General features: G+C 63.1%; 19 protein-coding genes. 13 read left to right on the forward strand and 6 right to left on the reverse strand.

The window, feature by feature from the left end; translation table 11 throughout:
• The first annotated feature begins 154 nt into the window (after positions 1-154).
• The 5 genes from AC1DYC_RS10550 (at position 155) to AC1DYC_RS10570 (ending at position 6699) form a co-directional block, all read left to right on the forward strand.
• A complete protein-coding gene (locus AC1DYC_RS10550) occupies positions 155-3904 on the forward strand; it encodes a hydantoinase B/oxoprolinase family protein (protein WP_477406033.1) in 3750 nt (1249 codons plus the stop codon).
• Between the two features lie 143 nt (positions 3905-4047).
• Entirely contained in the window at positions 4048-5295 is a 1248-nt protein-coding gene (locus tag AC1DYC_RS10555; RefSeq protein ID WP_477406035.1) for a BtaA family protein, read from the forward strand.
• On the forward strand, positions 5292-5957 hold the full coding sequence (locus AC1DYC_RS10560; RefSeq protein ID WP_477406037.1) for a class I SAM-dependent methyltransferase: 666 nt from the start codon (positions 5292-5294) through the stop codon (positions 5955-5957). Before AC1DYC_RS10555 ends, AC1DYC_RS10560 begins: the two co-directional genes overlap by 4 nt.
• A gap of 128 nt (positions 5958-6085) precedes the next feature.
• Positions 6086-6382: a type II toxin-antitoxin system RelE/ParE family toxin gene (locus AC1DYC_RS10565; protein WP_477406039.1), complete on the forward strand. Its 297-nt coding sequence runs from the start codon at positions 6086-6088 to the stop codon at positions 6380-6382.
• Between the two features lie 8 nt (positions 6383-6390).
• On the forward strand, positions 6391-6699 hold the full coding sequence (locus AC1DYC_RS10570) for a HigA family addiction module antitoxin (protein ID WP_477406041.1): 309 nt from the start codon (positions 6391-6393) through the stop codon (positions 6697-6699).
• Between the two features lie 30 nt (positions 6700-6729).
• On the opposite strand, the gene AC1DYC_RS10575 is transcribed toward AC1DYC_RS10570, so the two are convergent.
• Positions 6730-8109: a serine hydrolase domain-containing protein gene (locus AC1DYC_RS10575; RefSeq protein WP_477406043.1), complete on the reverse strand. Its 1380-nt coding sequence runs from the start codon at positions 8107-8109 to the stop codon at positions 6730-6732.
• Here AC1DYC_RS10575 and AC1DYC_RS10580 point away from each other — a divergent pair.
• From AC1DYC_RS10580 to AC1DYC_RS10590, 3 genes are all read left to right on the forward strand, one after another.
• On the forward strand, positions 8087-8311 hold the full coding sequence (locus AC1DYC_RS10580) for a hypothetical protein (RefSeq protein WP_477406045.1): 225 nt from the start codon (positions 8087-8089) through the stop codon (positions 8309-8311). The genes AC1DYC_RS10575 and AC1DYC_RS10580 overlap by 23 nt on opposite strands.
• A gap of 90 nt (positions 8312-8401) precedes the next feature.
• A complete protein-coding gene (locus tag AC1DYC_RS10585; RefSeq protein WP_477406047.1) occupies positions 8402-9196 on the forward strand; it encodes a glycoside hydrolase family 25 protein in 795 nt (264 codons plus the stop codon).
• A 128-nt stretch (positions 9197-9324) separates the two neighbouring features.
• The gene (locus AC1DYC_RS10590) at positions 9325-10452 is read left to right on the forward strand and encodes a lytic murein transglycosylase (RefSeq protein ID WP_477408243.1); all 1128 of its coding nucleotides are present in this window, start codon (positions 9325-9327) and stop codon (positions 10450-10452) included.
• Positions 10453-10546: 94 nt separating this feature from the next.
• Here the strand turns inward: AC1DYC_RS10590 and AC1DYC_RS10595 are convergent, their stop codons facing one another.
• A complete protein-coding gene (locus AC1DYC_RS10595) occupies positions 10547-11515 on the reverse strand; it encodes a LysR family transcriptional regulator (protein ID WP_477406049.1) in 969 nt (322 codons plus the stop codon).
• A 120-nt stretch (positions 11516-11635) separates the two neighbouring features.
• Here AC1DYC_RS10595 and AC1DYC_RS10600 point away from each other — a divergent pair, with 120 nt between their 5' ends.
• Positions 11636-12367: an SDR family oxidoreductase gene (locus tag AC1DYC_RS10600; protein WP_477406050.1), complete on the forward strand. Its 732-nt coding sequence runs from the start codon at positions 11636-11638 to the stop codon at positions 12365-12367.
• Here AC1DYC_RS10600 and AC1DYC_RS10605 read toward each other — a convergent pair.
• The gene (locus AC1DYC_RS10605) at positions 12364-13584 is read right to left on the reverse strand and encodes an alanine racemase (protein ID WP_477406052.1); all 1221 of its coding nucleotides are present in this window, start codon (positions 13582-13584) and stop codon (positions 12364-12366) included. The two genes, AC1DYC_RS10600 and AC1DYC_RS10605, sit on opposite strands and share 4 nt — an antisense overlap.
• Positions 13585-13795: 211 nt before the next feature.
• Between AC1DYC_RS10605 and AC1DYC_RS10610 the strand changes: the two genes are divergently transcribed.
• Positions 13796-14713 carry a DMT family transporter gene (locus tag AC1DYC_RS10610; protein ID WP_477406054.1) on the forward strand — a complete coding sequence of 306 codons (918 nt, stop codon included), beginning with the start codon at positions 13796-13798 and terminating at the stop codon, positions 14711-14713.
• A gap of 489 nt (positions 14714-15202) precedes the next feature.
• Here the strand turns inward: AC1DYC_RS10610 and metF are convergent, their stop codons facing one another.
• Both metF and AC1DYC_RS10620 read right to left on the reverse strand, forming a co-directional pair.
• Positions 15203-16120 (reverse strand): methylenetetrahydrofolate reductase [NAD(P)H], encoded by a 918-nt coding sequence (metF, locus tag AC1DYC_RS10615; protein ID WP_477406056.1) that lies wholly within the window; start codon positions 16118-16120, stop codon positions 15203-15205.
• Entirely contained in the window at positions 16120-17142 is a 1023-nt protein-coding gene (locus AC1DYC_RS10620) for an ArsR/SmtB family transcription factor (RefSeq protein ID WP_477406058.1), read from the reverse strand. Before AC1DYC_RS10620 ends, metF begins: the two co-directional genes overlap by 1 nt.
• A 167-nt stretch (positions 17143-17309) precedes the next feature.
• On the opposite strand from AC1DYC_RS10620, the gene tsaA reads away from it, so the two are divergent.
• Complete coding sequence (tsaA, locus tag AC1DYC_RS10625; RefSeq protein ID WP_477408245.1) at positions 17310-17816, forward strand: tRNA (N6-threonylcarbamoyladenosine(37)-N6)-methyltransferase TrmO; 507 nt, start codon at positions 17310-17312, stop codon at positions 17814-17816.
• On the forward strand, positions 17813-18127 hold the full coding sequence (locus AC1DYC_RS10630; protein WP_477406060.1) for a DUF2293 domain-containing protein: 315 nt from the start codon (positions 17813-17815) through the stop codon (positions 18125-18127). Before tsaA ends, AC1DYC_RS10630 begins: the two co-directional genes overlap by 4 nt.
• A 160-nt stretch (positions 18128-18287) precedes the next feature.
• Here AC1DYC_RS10630 and AC1DYC_RS10635 read toward each other — a convergent pair whose 3' ends face one another.
• On the reverse strand, positions 18288-18794 hold the full coding sequence (locus AC1DYC_RS10635) for a hypothetical protein (protein ID WP_477406062.1): 507 nt from the start codon (positions 18792-18794) through the stop codon (positions 18288-18290).
• 154 nt (positions 18795-18948) lie between these two features.
• On the opposite strand from AC1DYC_RS10635, the gene AC1DYC_RS10640 reads away from it, so the two are divergent.
• On the forward strand, positions 18949-19911 hold the full coding sequence (locus AC1DYC_RS10640; RefSeq protein ID WP_477406064.1) for an aminotransferase class IV: 963 nt from the start codon (positions 18949-18951) through the stop codon (positions 19909-19911).
• Positions 19912-19933 lie beyond the last annotated feature (22 nt).

The following is a 19933-nucleotide window of genomic DNA, read 5'->3' on the forward strand; positions in this document are numbered from 1 at the left end:
CGCTCACGTTCCGGTGAACGGTCGAAGGGGAAATGCATCAGACGGCCATGAGTTTCGTAACGTTGCGTTTCGGCATGTAACATCCCCTAGCCGATTGCAGGCCGTGCGATAGCGAACTAACAGTCTGAAACCAAATGAAATGCCGGAGCTCTGCGTGGACAAGAAATGGGATTTTTGGATCGACCGCGGCGGCACCTTCACCGACGTGATCGGACGCGACCCGGACGGCGGGTTGCATCCCAAAAAACTCCTGTCGGAAAATCCTGAAGCCTATCCCGACGCGGCCATAGCAGGAATCCGCGAATTGCTGGGGCTGAAACCAGGCGCCGCCATCCCGCCCGGCCTGATCGGCGACATCAAGATGGGCACCACCGTCGCCACCAACGCGCTTCTGGAGCGCAAGGGCGACCGTGTGCTTTTGCTCATCACCAAGGGCTTTCGCGATGCGCTGAAGATCGCCTACCAGGCACGGCCCGACATCTTCGCCAAGGAAATCATCCTTCCCGAACAGCTCTATGAGCGGGTCATCGAAATCAACGAACGCGTGCTTGCCGATGGCAGCGTCGAGCGCCTGCTCGACATCGCCGCCTGCCGTCCCGCCATCGAAAAGGCGAAGGCCGACGGCATCGATGCGGTGGCCATCGTCTTCATGCATGCCTGGAAATACCCCGACCACGAGAAGGCGGTGGCGAAAGTCTGCCGCAAGATTGGGTTCTCGCAGATTTCGGTCAGCCATGAGGTCTCGCCGCTGATCAAGCTCGTCGGCCGCGGCGACACCACCGTGGTCGATGCCTATCTGTCGCCGATCCTGTCGAGATATGTGCAGAGGGTTGGCCAAGAGCTCGGCGCAGCGCCAATCTCCCCACGTGTGGGGGAGATGTCGGCGAAGCCGACAGAGGGGGGCGCTGTCCCGCCAGCGCCTCATTCCGTCACGCCCCCCTCTGCCCTGCCGGGCATCTGCCCCACAAGGGGGGAGATCAGCCGGTCCCCCCACCTCATGTTCATGATGTCATCCGGCGGGCTCACCGCTGCCGACATGTTCCAAGGCAAGGATGCGCTGTTGTCCGGTCCGGCCGGCGGCGTCGTCGGCATGGTCGAAACGGCGAAGCTCGCCGGCTTCGAAAAAGTCATCGGCTTCGACATGGGCGGCACCTCCACCGACGTCGCCCATTATGACGGCGAGTATGAGCGCGCCTTCGACACCGAGGTTGCCGGCGTGCGCATCCGCGCGCCGATGATGCGCATCCACACGGTCGCTGCCGGCGGCGGCTCGATCCTGCATTACGAAGCCGGCCGCTTCCGCGCCGGCCCGGATTCCGCCGGCGCCAATCCCGGTCCTGCCGCTTATAGGCGTGGCGGCCCGCTCGCCGTCACCGACGCCAATGTGATGCTGGGCAAACTGCAGCCCGATTTCTTCCCGGCGATCTTCGGGCCGGGCCAGGATCAGCCGCTGGATGTCGCCGCCGTGCGCGAAAGATTCAAAGCCCTTGCCGCCGAAATAGGCGACGGCCGCACGCCGGAGGCCGTCGCCGAAGGCTTTGTCACCATCGCGGTGGAAAACATGGCCAACGCCATCAAGAAGATCTCCGTCCAGCGCGGCTACGACGTCACCGAATATCTGCTGAACTGTTTTGGCGGCGCCGGCGGCCAGCATGCTTGCCTGGTCGCCGACGCACTCGGCATGGAAGCGGTGCTGATCCACCCCTTCTCCGGCCTGCTGTCGGCCTACGGCATCGGCCTGTCGTCGGTTTTTGCGTCACGCCAGCAGGCACTGCTCAAGCCGCTTGCCGAAGAATCCAGGGCCGAGATCGACAGCCTCATTGCCAGCTTGAAAAAGGCGGTCATCGCCGAACTCGCCGCGCAAGGCATCGTCGAGGACAAGGTTGCCGCAAAGCCGGTGTTGCACATCCGCTATGACGGCACCGACACCACGCTGCCGGTGAATTTTGAGGCTGACTCCATCTTCCAGGCCAGGCGCGATTTCGAAATCGCCCACAAGGCGCAGTTCGGTTTCGTCTATGACGACAAGCCGATGATCGTCGAGACTGTCGGCGTCGAAGGCACCGAAATCACCGAGAACAGCGCCGAAGGCTATGCGCCGGCCGGGCCTGCACGGGTTGAAGCTGGCGCTTCTGGAACGCGGCGCATCTACACCGAAGGCCAGTGGCGCGAAGCCGGCATACATCGTCGCGAAAACCTGCGCCCATCCAATCTGGTCCCAGGCCCTGCTCTCATCATCGAGCCGAACCAGACCATCGTTGTCGAGCCCGGCTGGCAGGCCGAAATCACCAACCTCAATCACGTCGTCATCCGCCGCACGGAACGGAAAGTGCGCGCTGCCGCCCTTGGTACTGAAGCCGATCCCGTGATGCTGGAGGTCTTCAACAACCTCTTCATGTCGATCGCCGAACAGATGGGCGTCACGTTGCAGAACACCGCCTATTCCGTCAACATCAAGGAAAGGCTGGATTTCTCCTGCGCCGTCTTCGACCGCCACGGCGCGCTGGTCGCCAACGCGCCGCACATGCCGGTCCATCTCGGCTCCATGGACCGCTCGGTCGAAACCATCATCCGGCTGAACTCCGGTGACATCCATCCCGGCGACGTCTTTGCACTGAATGCACCCTACAATGGCGGCACGCATCTGCCTGACATCACCGTGGTGACGCCGGTGTTCGATGACGCCAAGCAAGAAATCCTGTTCTGGGCGGCCTCGCGCGGCCATCATGCCGACATTGGCGGCACCGCTCCCGGCTCAATGACGCCGCTGGCCACCACCGTCGACGAGGAAGGCGTCCTGTTCGATAATTTCCGCGTCGTCGATCGCGGAAAATTCCGCGAGGCGGAGCTGCAAACGCTGCTCACCGACCACCCCTACCCCGCCCGCAATCCGCACCAGAACATCGCCGACCTCAAGGCGCAGATCGCCGCCAACGAGAAGGGCGTGGCGGAACTGCGCAAGATGGTCGCGCATTTCGGTCTCGATGTCGTCGAAGCCTATATGGGCCATGTCCAGGACAATGCCGCCGAAAGCGTGCGCCGCGTGCTGGAGCGGCTGCCCGACAGTTCTGAGTATGAATACCCGACCGACACCGGCCAGGTGATCAAGGTGAAGATCACTGTCGACCGGCAAAGGCGCGAGGCGACCGTCGACTTCACCGGCACCTCGCCTGTCATGAAGAACAATTTCAACGCGCCGGAGCCCGTCGCCCGTGCAGCCGTGCTCTATGCCTTCCGCGTCATGGTCGAGGACATGATCCCGATGAATGCCGGCTGCCTGCGGCCAATCAACATCATCATCCCCGACGGCTCGATGCTGAAGCCCGCCTACCCCGCCGCCGTCGTCGCCGGCAATGTCGAGACCTCGCAGCATGTCACCAACGCGCTGTTCGGCGCCATGGGCGCCATGGCCAACGCGCAAGGCACGATGAACAACCTGACCTTCGGCAACAAGCAGTACCAGTACTACGAGACCATCTGCTCGGGCTCGCCGGCCGGGCAGATGAACTCCGGTCGCGGCTTTGCCGGCACATCGGGGGTTCACACCCACATGACCAATTCGCGCCTCACCGATCCGGAGGTGCTGGAACTGCGCTTTCCCGTGCTGCTCGAGGATTTTCACATCCGCCAGGGATCCGGCGGCAAGGGCAAATGGAGCGCCGGCGACGGCACGAAGCGCACCATCCGCTTCCTCGAAAAGATGGAATGCGCCATCCTGTCCTCGCACCGCAACCGGCCCCCGCAAGGCCTCGACGGCGGCGGCGATGGCGAGGTCGGCTCGACCAAGGTGCGGCGCAGCGATGGATCGATCGATGTGCTGAAGGCCTGCGACCAGACCGTGCTTGACGCCGGCGACGCCGTCATCCTCACGACGCCGACACCGGGAGGGTTTGGCCAGGATTGACGCACGTCGCCCAAAAATTGGTCATCCGTTTTGGGAAAACGACTTGCATCAAAACAACAAGCTGAAGCGTCAACAGCCTGTCACTGGCCTGTCATGACGCTGCGCTACCCGCTTGCGCCAAAGCAAACGGGGAATCATTAGCCATGACGGACGTTTCGGCAGATCTGGTCTTTCGCCGTGGCAAGGAAGTTGGAAAGGCTGTCTACCAGAACCGGCCGCTGTCGAAGGCCGGCCTTTCCGAACGGCTGTTTGCGCTTCTGTTTTCCGGCCTCGTCTACCCGCAGATCTGGGAAGACCCTGAAGTCGACATGGAGGCCATGCAGCTTGGCCAGGGTCACCGCGTCGTCACCATCGCCTCCGGTGGCTGCAACATCCTCGCTTACCTCACCCGGTCGCCTGAACGCGTCGATGCGGTCGATCTCAACGCCGCCCATATCGCCTTGAACCGTATGAAACTGGAAGCGGTGCGGCATCTGCCGTCGCAGGGCGACCTGTTCCGCTTCTTCGGCGCCGCCGACACCAGCCACAATTCGGAAGCCTATGACCGCTTCATCGCACCGCATCTCGATCCGGTCAGCCGCCATTATTGGGAGCGTCGCAACTGGCGCGGCCGCCGGCGCATCACCGTCTTCGACCGCAATTTCTACCAGACCGGCCTGCTCGGCCTGTTCATCGCCATGGGCCATCGCACCGCCAAATTCTTCGGCGTCGATCCCGCCGGCATCATGGCGTCGAAGAGCATCGCCGACCAGCGCCGCTTCTTCAACGAAGAGCTGGCGCCGGTCTTCGACAAGAAGCTCTTGCGCTGGGCGACATCGCGCAAGGCTTCGCTGTTCGGTCTCGGCATTCCGCCGGCGCAGTACGATTCGCTCATCACCTCGGGCGACGGCTCAATGGCCAGCGTGCTGAAGGCGCGGCTGGAAAAGCTCGCTTGCGATTTTCCATTGAAGAACAACTACTTCGCCTGGCAGGCCTTTGCCCGCCGCTATCCCAATCCGGGCGAAGCCGCCCTGCCCGCCTATCTCGAAGAACGCAACTACAAGGCGATCCGCGACAATGTCGATCGCGTCGGCATCCACCACGCCAATCTGATCGAATTCCTGGCCGGCAAGGAGGCCGGGACCGTCGACCGCTTCATCCTGCTCGACGCGCAGGACTGGATGACGGATGACCAGCTCAACGCGCTGTGGTCGGAGATCACCCGCACCGCCTCGGTCGGCGCCCGCGTCATCTTCCGCACCGCCGCCGAACCCAGCCTGCTGCCCGGCCGCGTCTCGACCTCGCTGCTCGACCAGTGGACCTACGAGGACGAGGCTTCGCGTGACTATTCGGCTCGCGACCGCTCGGCGATCTATGGCGGCTTCCACCTCTATGTGAAGCGCGCCGCATGAGCACGAGCGAGCTGCCGGCCGACCATGCCGAACTGATGGACGGCGTCTATCGCTGGCAACGCCATATCTACGACTTGACCCGCAAATATTACCTGCTCGGCCGCGACCAGATGATCTCGGGGCTGGACGTGCCGGCGAAAGGCAGCGTGCTCGAACTCGGCTGCGGTACCGGCCGTAACATAGCGCTTGCCGCTCGCCGCTATCCCGACGCACGGTTCTTCGGCCTCGACATCTCGGCCGAAATGCTGGAGACCGCCCGCAAGGCGATTGGCCGCGAAGGCCTGTCCGGCCGCGTCGTGCTGGCGCGCGGCGATGCCACCGATTTCGATGCCAAAACGCTGTTCGGCATCGAACGCTTCGACCGCATTTTCGTGTCGTATTCGCTGTCGATGATCCCGGGCTGGGAAAAGACGGTTTCAGCGGCCCTTACGGCACTTGCGCCCGGCGGCTCGCTGCATGTCGTCGACTTCGGCCAACAGGAAGGCTTGCCCAACTGGTTCCGGACATTGCTGCGCGGTTGGCTCAGAAAATTCCATGTCACGCCGCGTGAATCGTTGCGCGAAGTCCTGGAATCGGAATCTCGGCGAACCGGTGCAAGCTTCCGTTTCCGCACGCTTTATCGCGGCTACGCCTGGCTGGCGATCGTCAAGACTGCCATCTGACCTGGTATCACGATCCTGAGTTTTGCAACCTGAAGCGCACCGCTCCGCCCTTTGTGAGCGACAACAACCGCGAGCATTGCTATGTGCCCCACTGAGTGGTACATTACCTCGATGCTTGGACGCATGCGATGATCGTCGGCTTTAGGGACGGATGGCTGCGGGCCTTCTTTGTGGACGACACTCACTCCCGCAACGTCCCGCCCGACCTCGAAAGCCGCTTGTTTCGCAAGCTCCAGATGATCGACGACGCGATGACTGACCAGGATTTGCGGGTGCCGCCCAGCAATCACTTCGAGAAACTGCGCGGCAATCTTGAGGGCTTCCATTCTATCCGCGTCAACAAGCAATGGCGGCTGGTCTTCCGCTGGGACGGTGGCCGCGGCGAGGCGTCGGAAATCTATCTTGACGACCACAGCTATAGATGAGGTGAGACATGTTGATGACCACGCGCAAGCCCGCAACGGTTGGCGAAATCCTCTCGGAAGAATTCATGCAGCCGCTCGGCCTGACACAGGCGGCCTTGGCCGAGGCGATGGGGGTCCAGCGCAAGCATGTGAACGAATTGTGCAACGACCGTCGCAACGTGACGGCGGCGACCGCGCTCATTCTGGCACGAGTGTTCGGCAACAGCGCGGATTTCTGGCTGAACGTCCAACGCCGCAACGACCTTTGGCAGGTCATGAACTCGCCCGACGAACGGGCGCGTGTCGATCGCGCAAGGCCTTTGCCGACCGCCGCATGAGGAGGCTCTGCGGCGACCGGCATCCGATAGCTAATGCAGCGCCTTCAGCAGCGCGCCAAGCATCACTTGCGGCCGGTAGTCGAGCTTGGCCGGGGTCAGACCGAGCCGCACCACCACCAGCTGCTCTGACGGGATGATGGCCACCGTCTGGCCGTCGTGGCCTTCCATCCAGTAGGTGTCCTTAGGCAGGCCGGCGGCGACGCCGGCACCGGGATTTTCTTCGTCGCCCGGCGCCTCGATCCACAGCTGGCCCTTGCCGTAGACTTTCGAAGCCGACGCCGGCTCGCGCATCCAGTCGACGAAACCGGCCGGCAGGATCTGGTTGCCGTTCCACACGCCCCCCTGCAGCAGGAACTGGCCGAAACGCGCCCAGTCATGGCCGGTGGCGTAGAGATAGGATGAGCCGACAAACGTGCCCTGCTCATCGGTCTCGAGCACCGCGCTCTGCATGCCCAGCGGCGCAAACAGCGCGGTCCGCGGCCAAGTCAGCGCCTTCGCTTTATCGCCGATCGCGTCCTGCCACAGCCGCGACAACATCACCGCCGTGCCGCTCGAATAGGAAAACACCTTACCCACGTCGCCGGTCAGCGGCTTGGATTCGGCGAAGCCCGCCATGTCAGGCTCGAGATAGAGCATGCGCGTCACATCGGCGACGTCGCCGTAATCTTCGTTGAACTCCAGCCCGCTCGACATCGCCATCATGTCGGCGAGGCTGATGGCGGCGCGGCCGTCCGCCTTCCACGGGGCGAACAGGCCCTGATTGGTCACCGCCATCTTGCCATCCTTGACCAGCGTGCCGACGAGCGCGGCATTGACCGTCTTGGTCATCGACCAGCCGAGCAGCGGCGTCTTCGCCGAAAAGCCGTCGCCATAACGCTCGGCGACGATGCGACCATTCTTCACCACCACCACGGTCCGCATGCCGGTCCCGGTCATCCCTGCATCGTCGAGAATCCTGCCGATCTCGGGATTCTGCGAGCCATCGACCCGATCTCCCTCAGGCCACAGATCGCCCTTGGCGGCCACCGACGCTTCGGCAGGAATGGTCGTGCGCCGTACCTTGCCGACATCGCCATCGGGGACCGAGGCGCAACCCAGGCCGTCGCGCGCGACGGCGACGCTCTTGCCGAGGAAGCCAAGCAGCCCGGCCGAGACAGTCCCCCTGTTCTTGTCGACCGACACTTTCATCAGCCGGAGCAGAGGATGGCCCGGCGCCTGCACGTCGACAGCCAGCACCTCATTGGGGTCACGTCCGGCGATAAAAACATTCGAGCAGACGATCTTGGCCGAATAGCCCGAACCGACGCGGATTAGTTCCGGCGGCGCGATGTATAGCCAGGCAAACAGAGCGGCGATCGCCAGTACGACCAGACCGAGCAGCCATTTGATGATCTTTACGACGATCCGCATCTTTTTCGTCCCCGCTTTTTGGCCGCCGAATGGTTTTGGGCTCGATTTATGTCATCGATTTGCCGCCATTGCTTCGGCAAAATCGGCGTTCTTGTCGAGCGCCGTCAACCTGTTATCAACCATGATCGGCGATCACTGGTGCATGTCGCCCAAAAGTGCACGGCGGTTTTGGGACAACGACATGCACGAGAATCGAGAATAAGAGAATCAGGCGATGCTGTGGGGCGATCGCCTGGGGGCATCCGTAACGACAACCCAACAGCGACCGGCTGATTCCGGCTCGGGAAATGCGATGCGCCGTTTCGCGGCCCTCATCACGTTGACGCTGCTGGCCGCCTGCTCGACCGCTAGCGATCTCGTGCCATCGATGCCTTCGAGCAGCCCGACGGTTGCGGTGCGCGCACCGCGCTTCGAAGACTCCAAGCCGCATGAATGGGACAGCGGCGCGCCCTGGAATTACGCCGTTCACGGCACCGATGTCTCCAAGTACCAGACGTCGGTCGACTGGCCGACAGCCAGGGCCAGCGGCATCTCCTTCGCCTTCATCAAGGCGACCGAGGGCGGCGATCGTTTCGACGATTATTTCAACGAGCATTGGGCCCGCACCAAAGCCAATGGCATTCCGCGCGCGGCCTACCATTTCTTCTATTTCTGCACGCCGGCCGCCACCCAGGCGCGCTGGTTCATCGAGAACGTGCCCGTCGACCGTTCGGCCATGCCGCCGGTGCTCGACATGGAATGGAACCCGAAATCGCCGACCTGCCGGCTGCGCCCGGATCCGGCGACGGTGCGCGCGGAGATGACCACCTTTCTCGAAATCGTCGAACGGCACTACGGCAAGAAGCCGATCATCTATACCTCGGTCGACTTCTTCGACGACAATGAGCTCGCGACTTTCCGCGGCTATCCCTACTGGCTGCGCTCGGTCGCCGGCCACCCCCGCCAGAAATATGGCAGCCACCCCTTCACCTTCTGGCAATACACCGGCACCGGCATCGTTCCCGGCATGACCGGCAAGTCCGACATCAACGTTTTCAACGGCAGCGAAGCCGCGTGGAAAAAGTGGCTGCGGCAGAACACGCATTGACACCGGCTCTGCCGCCTGCTTTTCGACGTCCCATGCGCACTTGCTTGCAACCAACGGGATATCGAGGCCGGACACTGTCGGGCGGACGGCTGCGTTCTGCGCTGCTTGCAGTGCTTCTGCTGACGGCCATGCCGGCGGCGGCGCAGGAATGCGGCGGCGACTTCGAAGCCTGGAAACAGGGGGTCGCGGCGGAAGCCAAGGCAGCCGGCGTCGGCGCCGTCGGCCTCGACGCGCTGGAAGACGCTGCCATCGACGACAAGGTGCTGGCGCGTGACCGCGCCCAGGGCGTCTTCGCCCAGACCTTCATCCAGTTCTCCAACCGCATGATCTCGGCCTACCGGCTGAAGCAGGGCGCGGCCAATCTGAAGAAATACGCCGACGTCTTTGCCCGCGCCGATCAGCAGTTCGGCGTCCAGGCGCCGATCATCACCGCCTTCTGGGGGCTGGAGACCGATTTCGGCGCAGTGCAGGGTGATTTCCACACGCTGAGCGCCTTGGTGACGCTGTCGCATGACTGCCGCCGCCCGCAGTTGTTTCGGCCCCAGCTGGTGCCGCTTTTGACGCTGATCGATCGCGGCGTCGTGCCGGCCGATGTCAACGGCGCCTGGGCCGGCGAGATCGGCCAGACGCAGATCCTGCCCTCCGACTATCTGGCGCGCGGCGTCGACGGTGACGGCGATGGCATCGTCGATCTGCGGCGCAGCGTGCCCGACGTGATCATGACCACGGCCAGCAAGGTGCTGTCGCGTGGCTGGAAACGCGACCAGCCCTGGATCGAGGAAGTACGCGTGCCCGAGGACATGCCGTGGGATCAGACCGGCCGCACCAACAAGCTGCCGCTGTCGCAATGGGCCGCCTGGGGCGTCACCAATCCCGACGGCACGCCGCTGATCGACAACGGCCTGAAGGCCGGCCTGGCGCTGCCGATGGGCCGCAAGGGCCCCGCCTTCCTCGCCTATGACAATTTCGACGTCTATCTCGAATGGAACCAGTCCTTCACCTACGCCCTGACGGCGGCAAACCTCGCCGCACGGTTGGCGGGGGCAAAGCAGTTCGACCCGCGCAATCCCGAAACCGGTCTCAACGGTGACCAAATGAAGGAATTGCAGACCAAGCTCGAAGCCCGGGGCTATGACGTTGGCACCGTCGACGGCATTCTGGGCACCAACACCCGCGAAGCCATCCGCAAGGAACAGATGCGGCTTGGCATGCCGGTTGATGGCTGGCCGACGCCGGAGCTGTTGGGGAAGCTGTGAAGAGAGTGAGTAGGCAGTAGGGATTAGGCAGTAGGGAAAATCGCTATCTCCTACTGCCTACTGCCTACCGCCTACCGCCTATTCCCTACCCACCTCAATCCGCCATCGTCTCCAAACTCGCAAATCCTTGCGGCGCGTCGCCTTCGTCGAAAGGCGTCGTCACCTCTTCCCTAGTCCTTGCCCGAACGAAATCGATAAATGCTCGCAAAGCCGGCGGGACGTGTCTCGAACTTGGGTGATACAGGAAGAAGCCTGGGAAGCTGGGCGACCAGGGCTCAAGAAATCTCACCAGCCTGCCAGCCCCGATCGACGGCTGGACCTGATAGTCCATCATGTAGGCGACACCTGCTCCACCCAGCGCCGCATTCAGCATCAGCTCAGTGTCGTTGACGGTCAGGCTGCCCTGGACTGCGATTTCAAGAACCCGTTTGCCGCGCGAAAACTCCCACCGGTAGATGTTGCCGCCGCCCGGCCATTGAAAATTGATGCATTGGTGCTGGTGCAGATCCTGGGGATGACGGGGAATTGCGCGGCCTTCAAGGTAGGCCGGGGCAGCCACCGCCGCCATTTGCAGATCCTCGCTGAGCTTGACTGCCACCATGTCCTTGTGCAGCCGCTCGCCGAGACGTATCCCGGCGTCGAACCGGCCCTGGACAATGTCGGTCAGCATGTCGTCGACGATCACCGTCAGCGCGATTTCGGGATAGGCGCGCTGGAAGTCTCCCAGGAAAGGCGCGATGAAACGCATCGCCGCGACGCGCGACACGTTGATGCGTAGCGATCCCGCCGGCCGATCTCGTCCGGCCTGAACGTCGGCAACAGCACCGTCCAGTTCGCCGAATGCGGCGGCCAGCCGGGCAAACAGCGTATCGCCGGCAGCGGTCGGTGAAACACTGCGGGTCGTGCGGTTGAGCAGCCTGACCCCGATACGAGCCTCCAACTGCCGGATCGATTGGCTGAGCGACGGCGGCGACACACGCAGCCGCGCCGCGGCGCGAACGAAACTGCCCTCCTCCACGATCGCGGCAAATGCCTTGAGCTGGGAGAATTCGGAACCGCGCATTGTGTATTCCTGGATTAACAAGCCAGTTAGATAATAGTCCATTATATGATCAGTTGTATTGCCCTATTTCTCGACCAACGGCCTGCCAACCGCGGGCCTGGACGGTTGAAGGAATTGATCATGTCCCAGTCCTTGCAAGGCAAAACCGCACTCGTCACCGGCAGTTCGCGCGGTATCGGGCGAGCCATCGCCGAAGGGCTCGCGGCCAAGGGCGCTGCCGTCGTCGTCAATTATGTCAGCAACCGGAAAGCAGCTGACGAGGTCGCGGTCGCTATCGCCAGCAAGGGCGGAAAGGCAATCGCCATTGAGGCCGACATTTCCGTTCTTGCCGATGTCCGTCGCCTGTTCGACGAGACCGAGAACCAATTGGGCGCGGTAGATATTGTCGTTGCCAATGTCGGCGTCGCCATCATCAAGCCGTCCATCGAGGTGAGTGAAGCCGATTTCGACCTTGTCTTCGGAACCAACGCCAAGGGCACGTTCTTCACGCTTCAGGAAGCAGCGCGCCGTGTGCGCGACGGCGGCCGGATCATCGCTGTCTCCACTGGCGGCACCAAGATGTTCTTCACGCAGACGGCGCTCTATCTCGGCAGCAAGGGTGCCGTCGAACAATTCGTCCGCGTGCTCTCGCGGGAACTCGGGGCGCGCGGCATCACCGTGAATGCACTGTCGCCGGGCTTCACCGACACGGACCTGCTTCCCGAGCGCGATCGTGCCGTGGCCGCCGGCATGTCGCCCTTCGGCAGGATTGGCGCCACGCGCGACGTTGCCGATGTCGCGGTCTTCCTGGCCAGCGATGAGGCCCGCTGGCTGACCGGCGAGAATATCCAGGCCGGCGGCGGGGTGGCCTAGTCCGCCATCGTCTCCAGGCTCGCAAAGCCCTGCGGTGCGTCGCCTTCGTCGAAGGGCGTCGTCACCTCGACAAAGGTGTCGGGATAAAAGCCGTTGAAGCGGGTCCGCAGCGACAGCGAATAGGCGCCGATATGGCCGATCTCGATCCAGTCGCCGGTGTCGACGGTTTCCGGCAGCCAGAATGGCCGGGACAGGATGTCGACGGAATCGCAGGTCGCGCCGCAGACCTTGAACGGCACGATGTTCTTCTCCTCGCCGTTGCGCGAGCGGATCGCCGGATCGGGAATGAAACGCGCCGGCAGCGTGATCTTGCCGGTCCATGAATCCGACAGCGACGCCCAGATGCCGTCATTGATGTAGAGCCGCTTGCCCTTGCGCAGCAGCACGCGCACGATCAGCGAGAGGCAGCGCGCCACGATCACCCGGCCGGGCTCGGCCACCAGCGGCATCTGGTCGAACTGGTATTCCTTGAGGTCGCCGGACAGCCGCGACATGATCTGGCCGAGCGACGGCATCTCGACCTGCTTGCGGTTGGGGTCATGGCCATATTCGGCCGGAAAACCGCCGCCGACATCGAGACCGGCAACGTCGAAAGTCAGCCGGTTGCGCACCCAGTCCGCCGAGGCCAATGCCCGCTCATAAGTGTCGGGATCCTCGATCTGGCTGCCGACATGGAAGCACAGGCCGACCTTGTAGCCCGTGCGGTTGAGCCGCTCGGCAAGCTCCACCGCATAGGCCGGTCCGGCGCCGAACTTCTTCGACAGTTCGTAGGCCGCCGAGCCCTTGGTCTGGATGCGCACGAACACGCTGATGGCGCCCGGATCGATGTCGAGCGCCCGCACCACACGCGTCAGCTTGGTGATCTCGTCCTCGTGGTCGAGCGAGATGACGCGGATGGCGTATTTCTCCAGCGCCAGCTTGATGTCCGATTGCGCCTTGACCGGATGCATGTAAAGCATCTCGGCATCGCGCGAGACCGCGCGCACGGCGGCGAATTCGCCGGGCGAGGCCACGTCGAAGGCGGTGACGCCGGCTTCGACCAGCGCCTTCAGCACGATCTGTTCGCCATTGGTCTTGACCGCGTAGGCGGTCTTGCCGGGAAACATGCCCATAAATTGTTTGGCATCCGCCTTCAGCACCTGCGGGCGAAAGCAGTAGACCGGGTCGTCCGGACGAAGCGCCAGCGCCGCCTCGCGGGCATTCTCGAATCGCTGCATGGACGAATCCCCTAACTTCTCGGCTGCGCACAATTAATCCAAGCTAGCGGCTAAAGAAAACAATTCTGTGTCTGGCGGGCACTGACGCTTCGGCTGGCGTCGGATCGAGCCTTTGCCATCAATCAAGTTTCGGGTGGCCCTTGTCGCCAAACCCGATATGCCCTTTGCCTGACCGACTGGCATTCAGGCCGTCTTGGGGAGGACGAATCACATGGCGATAGCCACGACTTCCGTGCCACGCGGGCCGATGACTCTCAGGGATTGGGGCCAGCTCCTGCTGCTCGGCGCCATCTGGGGCGGTTCGTTCTTCTTTGCCCGCATCGCCGTTGCCGAGCTGCACCCGCTGGTGCTGGTGCTGTTTCGCGTCGCCATCGCGGCAATCGCGCTGCAGCTCTATCTCGCCATTCGCGGCCCGTCCTTCCGCCTCGCCTTCCCGCATGCCGGCCTGTTCTTCCTGCTGGCGCTCGCCAACAATGTCGTACCGTTCTCGCTGATCTTCGCCGGCCAGACCGCGCTCGGCGCCGGCGTCGCCTCGGTGCTCAACGCAACGACACCGTTCTGGACACTGATCCTCGCCAATGCGCTGACATCAGACGAAAAACTGTCCTGGAACAAGCTTGCCGGCATCGGGCTCGGCATCGCCGGCACCGCCGTCATGATCGGCCCGGGCCTGCTGGCCGGGCTTGGCGGCCCGGTCTGGGCGAAGTTCGCGCTGATCGGCGCCTCGCTGTCCTATGCTGTCGCGCTGATGATCGCCCGCCGCTTCAAGGGCGTGCCCTCGCCGGTCATCGCCACCGGACAATTGACGGCTTCGACCGTCATCATGATCCCGGTGGTGCTGTTCACCTATGGCCCGGCCGGCCTGTTCTCGGCCTCGCCGCCGGTCTGGGCGGCGGTGTTGGCGTTGGCACTGCTCTCCACCGCCTTCGCCTACATCCTCTACTTCAACCTCGTCGCCTCTGCCGGCGCCACCAACGCCTCGCTGGTCACGCTCATCGTCCCGGCCAGCGCCATCTTGCTCGGCCTGCTGTTCCTGGGCGAACGGCTCGCTCTGTTTGAGTTCTGCGGCATGGCGCTGATCGCCTTCGGCCTGGTGACGATCGACGGGCGGCTGTTCGGTCGGCGCTAATGCATGTCGCTCAAAAAGGCCCCGGTTTTGAGAGAACGACTTGCACAAAAACAAGACTTAAAGCGCGTCGCGTGAATCCGCTCAAACGCGACGCGCTCCAGGATGGTAGCGCTGCCATGCCACGCTTCCGCCACAGACCCGTCACAATTTATTCACAGCCCGGCAGCGGGCATTTGCCGAAGAGTTTCAATGCCTAACGGCAAGTGGCAGGTCGCAAATTCCACAATCGCGTCGCATTGCAGCATATTTTCCGCTTGCCTGTGGCACAAATGACCCTAGACTCCGTCCATAGCTCTTTCATAGAGGAGGCTATGACATGGGACTCACGAGGCCAATCAACGCATTGATGATCTGTGCTGCATTCGCATTCATTGGCGCCCTTATCATAGGCGTTCTTCCGTAACCGCCAGAGCGGAAGAAGACAGCACCAAAATAGTCTAAGCTATTCGAAAGGCCGGGTTTTTACCCGGCCTTTTGCATTTCCACCACTCAGGCCGCCGCCGATCCTGCCGCCTCCGCCTCATGCGAGCGGATGCCGATCATATGGCAGATGGCGAAGACCAGATCGGCCCGGTTCATGGTGTAGAAGTGGAAATCGCTGACGCCGCGCTCGACAAGGTCGAGCACCTGCTCGGCCGCCACGGCCGACGCCACCAGCGCATGCGTCTGCGGGTCGTTGTGCAGCCCTTCGAAACGCTCGGCCAGCCATGCCGGCACAAGCGCGCCGCAGCGCGCCGAGAAATTGGCGACCTGGGTGAAATTGTGCACCGGCAGTATGCCGGGCACGATCGGGATGTAGATGCCGGCGCGCCGCGCTTTCTCGACATAACGCTCATAGAGATCGTTGTCGAAAAAGAACTGGGTGATCGCCCGCGTCGCGCCATTGTCCGCCTTGCGCTTCAGCATGTCGAAATCGGTGGCGAAGTCGGGGCTTTCCGGGTGCTTTTCCGGATAGGCCGAGACCGAAATGTCGAAATCCCCGGCGCTCTTCAGCGCCCCGACCAGTTCGGCGCCATTGGCATAGCCATCGGGATGCGGCCGGTAGGCGGTGCCGACGCCCGCCGCAGGATCGCCGCGCAAGGCGACGAAGCGCTTCACACCCATCTCGGCGAATTCGCGGACCACGGCGTCGACCTCATGGCGCGCAGCGTCGACGCAGGTCATGTGCGCGGCCGGCGTCAGCGTCGTCTCGTTGAGGATGCGCTTCACCGTCCGGGCGGTGCGCTCGCGCGTCGAGCCACCGGCGCCATAGGTCACCGAAACGAATTTCGGCTTCAGCGGCTCCAGCCTGGTGACGGTGTCCCAAAGCCTTGCCTCCATCTCGTCCGTCTTCGGCGGGAAGAACTCGAAGGAGACGCGGACCTTGTCGCCAATGTCGGGACGGCGGGAAAAGCGGAACTGGTTCATCAGGCGGTTTCCCCAATCTGGTATGCTTTGGCCGGAAGAGTATCGTTTGAAGGTTCGGCGATCAGCATGCGGCGGTCGCGGCCGAGCCAGAGCTTGACGGTAAGCCTGGCTTCGTTGCCGCCGCGCGGTTCGAATTCCTGGGCATCCTCGAGATCGAGCCCGGCCTCGGCAAACCATTCCGATATCTGCCGATCGGAGAAACCAAGCCGGACATGCGCATGCTGGTCACGCAGGAATTCCAGCGTGTGCGGCGCAAAGTCGACAATCACCAGCCGGCCCGAAGGCCGCAGCAGCCTTGCCGCCTCTCGGATGGCGCGCGCCGGGTCGTCGAGATAGTGCAGCACCTGATGTATGGTGACGAGGTCGAAGGCATCGCGCTCGACCGGCGGCGCAAAGATGTCGCCCTGGCGGACCTGCGCATTGGCAATGCCGGCCTTGTCGAGATTGGCGCGCGCCACCGTCAGCATTTCGCGCGACATGTCGATGCCGACGCCGCGCCGGTAGAGCGGCGAGAAGATTTCGAGCAGCCGCCCGGTACCGGTGCCGAGATCGAGCATCGACTGGAACGGCCGCTTGCCGACCAGCTTGAGCAGCGCTGCCTCCACCGCCCGGTCCGGCACATGCAGTGAGCGTATGTGGTCCCAGCTGGCGGCGTTTTCGGAGAAATATTCGGCCGCACGGTCCTGGCGCTTGCGCTTGACGGCAGCCAGCCGTTCGAGGTCGCGCTCGACCTGCGGATCGGCACCGCGTATGCCTGACACCAGACCCATGACGAAGTCGCGCGCGGAATCCGTATCCGACAGCCGGAAGAATGCCCAGGAACCCTCCTGGTAGCGGCCGATCAGCCCTGCTTCCATCAGCAGCTTCAGATGGCGCGACACGCGCGGCTGCGACTGGCTGAGGATCTCGGTGAGATCGGACACCGTAAGGTCGCCGCGCGACAGCAGCGTCAGGATGCGCAGGCGGCTCGATTCGGCCGCCGCCTTCAACGTATCCACCATCGTATCGAGCGAGACATGCATGGGCGTATTCTCGTTGAAAAGATATAAACATATGTTTATGTCAGCTTTGGCGACATGGCAAGGCCTATGTCGCTTCCTGACAAGAAAATGCCGCACGCGTGGTCCTCGCGCCCGGCAAGCGCTTTTCCGTCACGATCGACTGGAAACCTGTGCTAGAGGCGAAAGCCATGTTCGAGACGCGCGACGGCGAAAAGCTCCTGCAAGCCGACCCGGCCAATATGCTGCCGGATGGCCACATCGTGTTCATCGGCCGCATCGCCTCGCCATGGACATCCAGGGAAAGCTGCCCGAAGAATATGCGAGCCGCACGCGAGACCGGACAGGCGGCAACGGTTTTCATCGATCCACCCTATCGCGACGGCCTGCTCGCCCTGGAGCGCGCCAGCCACATCGTCATCCTGTCCTGGCTGCATCACGCGCCGCGGACTCTTATCGTGCAAAAACCCCGCCATGCGGCTGAACCGAAAGGGGTTTTCTCGCTGCGCTCGCCTGCCCGGCCGAATCCGGTCGGGCTGCATGTCGCCGGCCTGATCGCCGTCGACATCCGCAGCGGGCGCATCGATATCGATGCCATCGATGTGCTCGACGGCACGCCGGTCATCGATATCAAACCCTACTTCGCCTCGACCGACGCCTTCCCAGAGGCGACAATCGCCGGGCGCGACGACAAATGAGCGCGCCCACCGGTCGCCGCCGCGCCATCGCCAAGGCGCTGACCGCGCTCTTACCGCTGGCGCCCTATGCCGACATGGAGAAAATCCGTGCCGAGGCCGGCGCCGTGCATATGAAGACGCTGCCGCCAACCATCGCGGTGTGGCTGGCGACGATCGCTCATATCAGGCACGGCCATACCGACTATGAAAAGCTGCTGGCCGAGGGCTACGACCGCGACTCGGCGCGGTTCTTCGTCATCGAGCAGACCAACATGGTGCTGACCCGCTGGCGCGCCACACGCCTGCTCGACGCGGATGACGACGAGGAATGAAGCCCTCCGAGAGACCGTTTCGAAATTCGCTCTCGTGAGTCATATGGTGGTGGTTTCGGGGTCGCGGAGCGACGAGCGCAGCGGACATTTGGGTCCGTGAGCACCGGAAGCGCAGAAAACGCCATCAGATGGCCGCCAGAGTAGAATTTCCAAACGGTCTCTATTGCCGGGTTAGCACGGCGACCGCGTTGTAGGGCTGGCCATCGGCCTGCCCGACCCAGGTCCAGGACAGGTTCCCTTTGAAGAACCGGACGGTGATGCCGCCGCCATCGATGCACTTGTCCTGGCCGTATGTGATATTTTCGCGGTATTCCGCCGAGCTGTCGTCCCGCGAAATCTGGGTCAGCGATCCGCCGCAGCCGAGCGACGGATAGTCGATCGAAGCAGCGCCATCGCCAATGGTCATGGCGATCGCCCAGTCGGCGCCGGCAGCCCCTGCCGGGCTTTGATGGCCACTGCCAGTCCAGACGCCGTTGAGCCCCGTCGCATTGACTGCGCAAGGGACGTTCTGGAAGATCGGCGTCAGCTCGCTGCCCGTCTTTTCGCAGCGATAGGTCTGGCCGCTCTGGCATAGCTCCTCGCCCTCGCGCGCGCACTGCGCAAAGGCCGAGCCGGTGACGAAGACGAGGAAAACTGCAAAGATGATGGTCTGAAAAAATCTGCCCATGATGCCCCCTCCCGGCCGGATATTTTCAAGGCTGACCATAGGGCAAATCGAATGTGCTACCTAGGACAAACAGCGCTGCCCGGGTGGCCCTATGCCGTCGGCTGAAGGCCGCTAGCCTGATCATCCCCGCATTGAGCCGAAGGGACCAATCGCCATGAACCGAAGCGCAGCAGCGGGTAGCATTGCGACATTGCCGACCCTGTCCGAGCGCCATATCGATCCGCATGCCTACCCCGACGGCATTGCCTTCCTCGACGGCCAGTATCTGCCGATGTCGCAGGCGAAGATCTCGGTGCTGGACTGGGGATTTCTGCATTCCGACGCCACCTACGACACGGTGCATGTCTGGGACGGCAGCTTCTTCCGGCTCGACCTGCACCTCGACCGTTTCTTCAGCGGGCTGGAAAAGCTGCGCATGACGATCCCGTTCGACCGCGACGGTGTGAGCGAAATCTTGCACAATTGCGTGGCGCTTTCCGGCCATCGCGCGGCCTACGTCGAAATGTTGTGCACCCGTGGCGCCTCGCCGACCTTCAGCCGCGATCCGCGCCAGGCGATCAACCGCTTCATGGCGTTTGCGGTGCCGTTCGGCTCGGTCGCCAATGCCGAGCAATTGCGGCGCGGTCTGCATGTCGCCATCAGCGACAAGGTGCGCATTCCGCCGGCCTCGATCGACCCTGCAATCAAGAACTACCACTGGCTCGATCTGGTGCGCGGCCTCTACGACGCCTATGACCGCGGCGCCGAGACGGCACTGATCCTCGACTTCAACGGCAATGTCGCCGAAGGCCCCGGCTTCAACGTGTTCTGCGTCAAGGCGGGCCAACTGTCGACGCCGGCCATTGGCGTGCTGCCCGGCATCACCAGACGCACCGTGTTCGATCTCTGCGCCGAGGTTGGGTTTGCCGCAGCCGCTGCCGATGTCAGTGTCGCCGCGCTGAAAGGAGCCGACGAAGTCTTCATCACCTCCACCGCCGGCGGCATCATGCCGGTAACGGTAATCGACGGCGTGCCAATCGCCGACGGCAAGGTTGGGCCGGTGACCGGCCGGCTCATGGCGCTCTATTGGCAAAAGCATGACGACCCGACCTGGTCGAGCCCGGTGCGCTATCCCTGACCGGGCGAGCGTCCTGCTCAAC

The organism is Mesorhizobium sp. P2_E7 (assembly GCF_056403855.1).

Bases quoted from the DNA above. Each gene is read 5' to 3' on its own strand.
- AC1DYC_RS10630 (WP_477406060.1), top strand. From the start codon at position 17,813: ATGAGCGCGCCCACCGGTCGCCGCCGCGCCATCGCCAAGGCGCTGACC.
- AC1DYC_RS10610 (WP_477406054.1), top strand. From the start codon at position 13,796: ATGGCGATAGCCACGACTTCCGTGCCACGCGGGCCGATGACTCTCAGG.
- AC1DYC_RS10560 (WP_477406037.1), top strand. From the start codon at position 5,292: ATGAGCACGAGCGAGCTGCCGGCCGACCATGCCGAACTGATGGACGGC.
- AC1DYC_RS10565 (WP_477406039.1), top strand. From the start codon at position 6,086: ATGATCGTCGGCTTTAGGGACGGATGGCTGCGGGCCTTCTTTGTGGAC.
- AC1DYC_RS10555 (WP_477406035.1), top strand. From the start codon at position 4,048: ATGACGGACGTTTCGGCAGATCTGGTCTTTCGCCGTGGCAAGGAAGTT.
- AC1DYC_RS10585 (WP_477406047.1), top strand. From the start codon at position 8,402: ATGCGCCGTTTCGCGGCCCTCATCACGTTGACGCTGCTGGCCGCCTGC.
- tsaA (WP_477408245.1), top strand. From the start codon at position 17,310: ATGTTCGAGACGCGCGACGGCGAAAAGCTCCTGCAAGCCGACCCGGCC.
- AC1DYC_RS10635 (WP_477406062.1), bottom strand. From the start codon at position 18,794: ATGGGCAGATTTTTTCAGACCATCATCTTTGCAGTTTTCCTCGTCTTC.
- AC1DYC_RS10605 (WP_477406052.1), bottom strand. From the start codon at position 13,584: ATGCAGCGATTCGAGAATGCCCGCGAGGCGGCGCTGGCGCTTCGTCCG.
- AC1DYC_RS10575 (WP_477406043.1), bottom strand. From the start codon at position 8,109: ATGCGGATCGTCGTAAAGATCATCAAATGGCTGCTCGGTCTGGTCGTA.
- AC1DYC_RS10580 (WP_477406045.1), top strand. From the start codon at position 8,087: ATGATCTTTACGACGATCCGCATCTTTTTCGTCCCCGCTTTTTGGCCG.
- AC1DYC_RS10640 (WP_477406064.1), top strand. From the start codon at position 18,949: ATGAACCGAAGCGCAGCAGCGGGTAGCATTGCGACATTGCCGACCCTG.
- AC1DYC_RS10570 (WP_477406041.1), top strand. From the start codon at position 6,391: ATGTTGATGACCACGCGCAAGCCCGCAACGGTTGGCGAAATCCTCTCG.
- AC1DYC_RS10590 (WP_477408243.1), top strand. From the start codon at position 9,325: ATGCCGGCGGCGGCGCAGGAATGCGGCGGCGACTTCGAAGCCTGGAAA.
- metF (WP_477406056.1), bottom strand. From the start codon at position 16,120: ATGAACCAGTTCCGCTTTTCCCGCCGTCCCGACATTGGCGACAAGGTC.
- AC1DYC_RS10595 (WP_477406049.1), bottom strand. From the start codon at position 11,515: ATGCGCGGTTCCGAATTCTCCCAGCTCAAGGCATTTGCCGCGATCGTG.
- AC1DYC_RS10600 (WP_477406050.1), top strand. From the start codon at position 11,636: ATGTCCCAGTCCTTGCAAGGCAAAACCGCACTCGTCACCGGCAGTTCG.
- AC1DYC_RS10620 (WP_477406058.1), bottom strand. From the start codon at position 17,142: ATGCATGTCTCGCTCGATACGATGGTGGATACGTTGAAGGCGGCGGCC.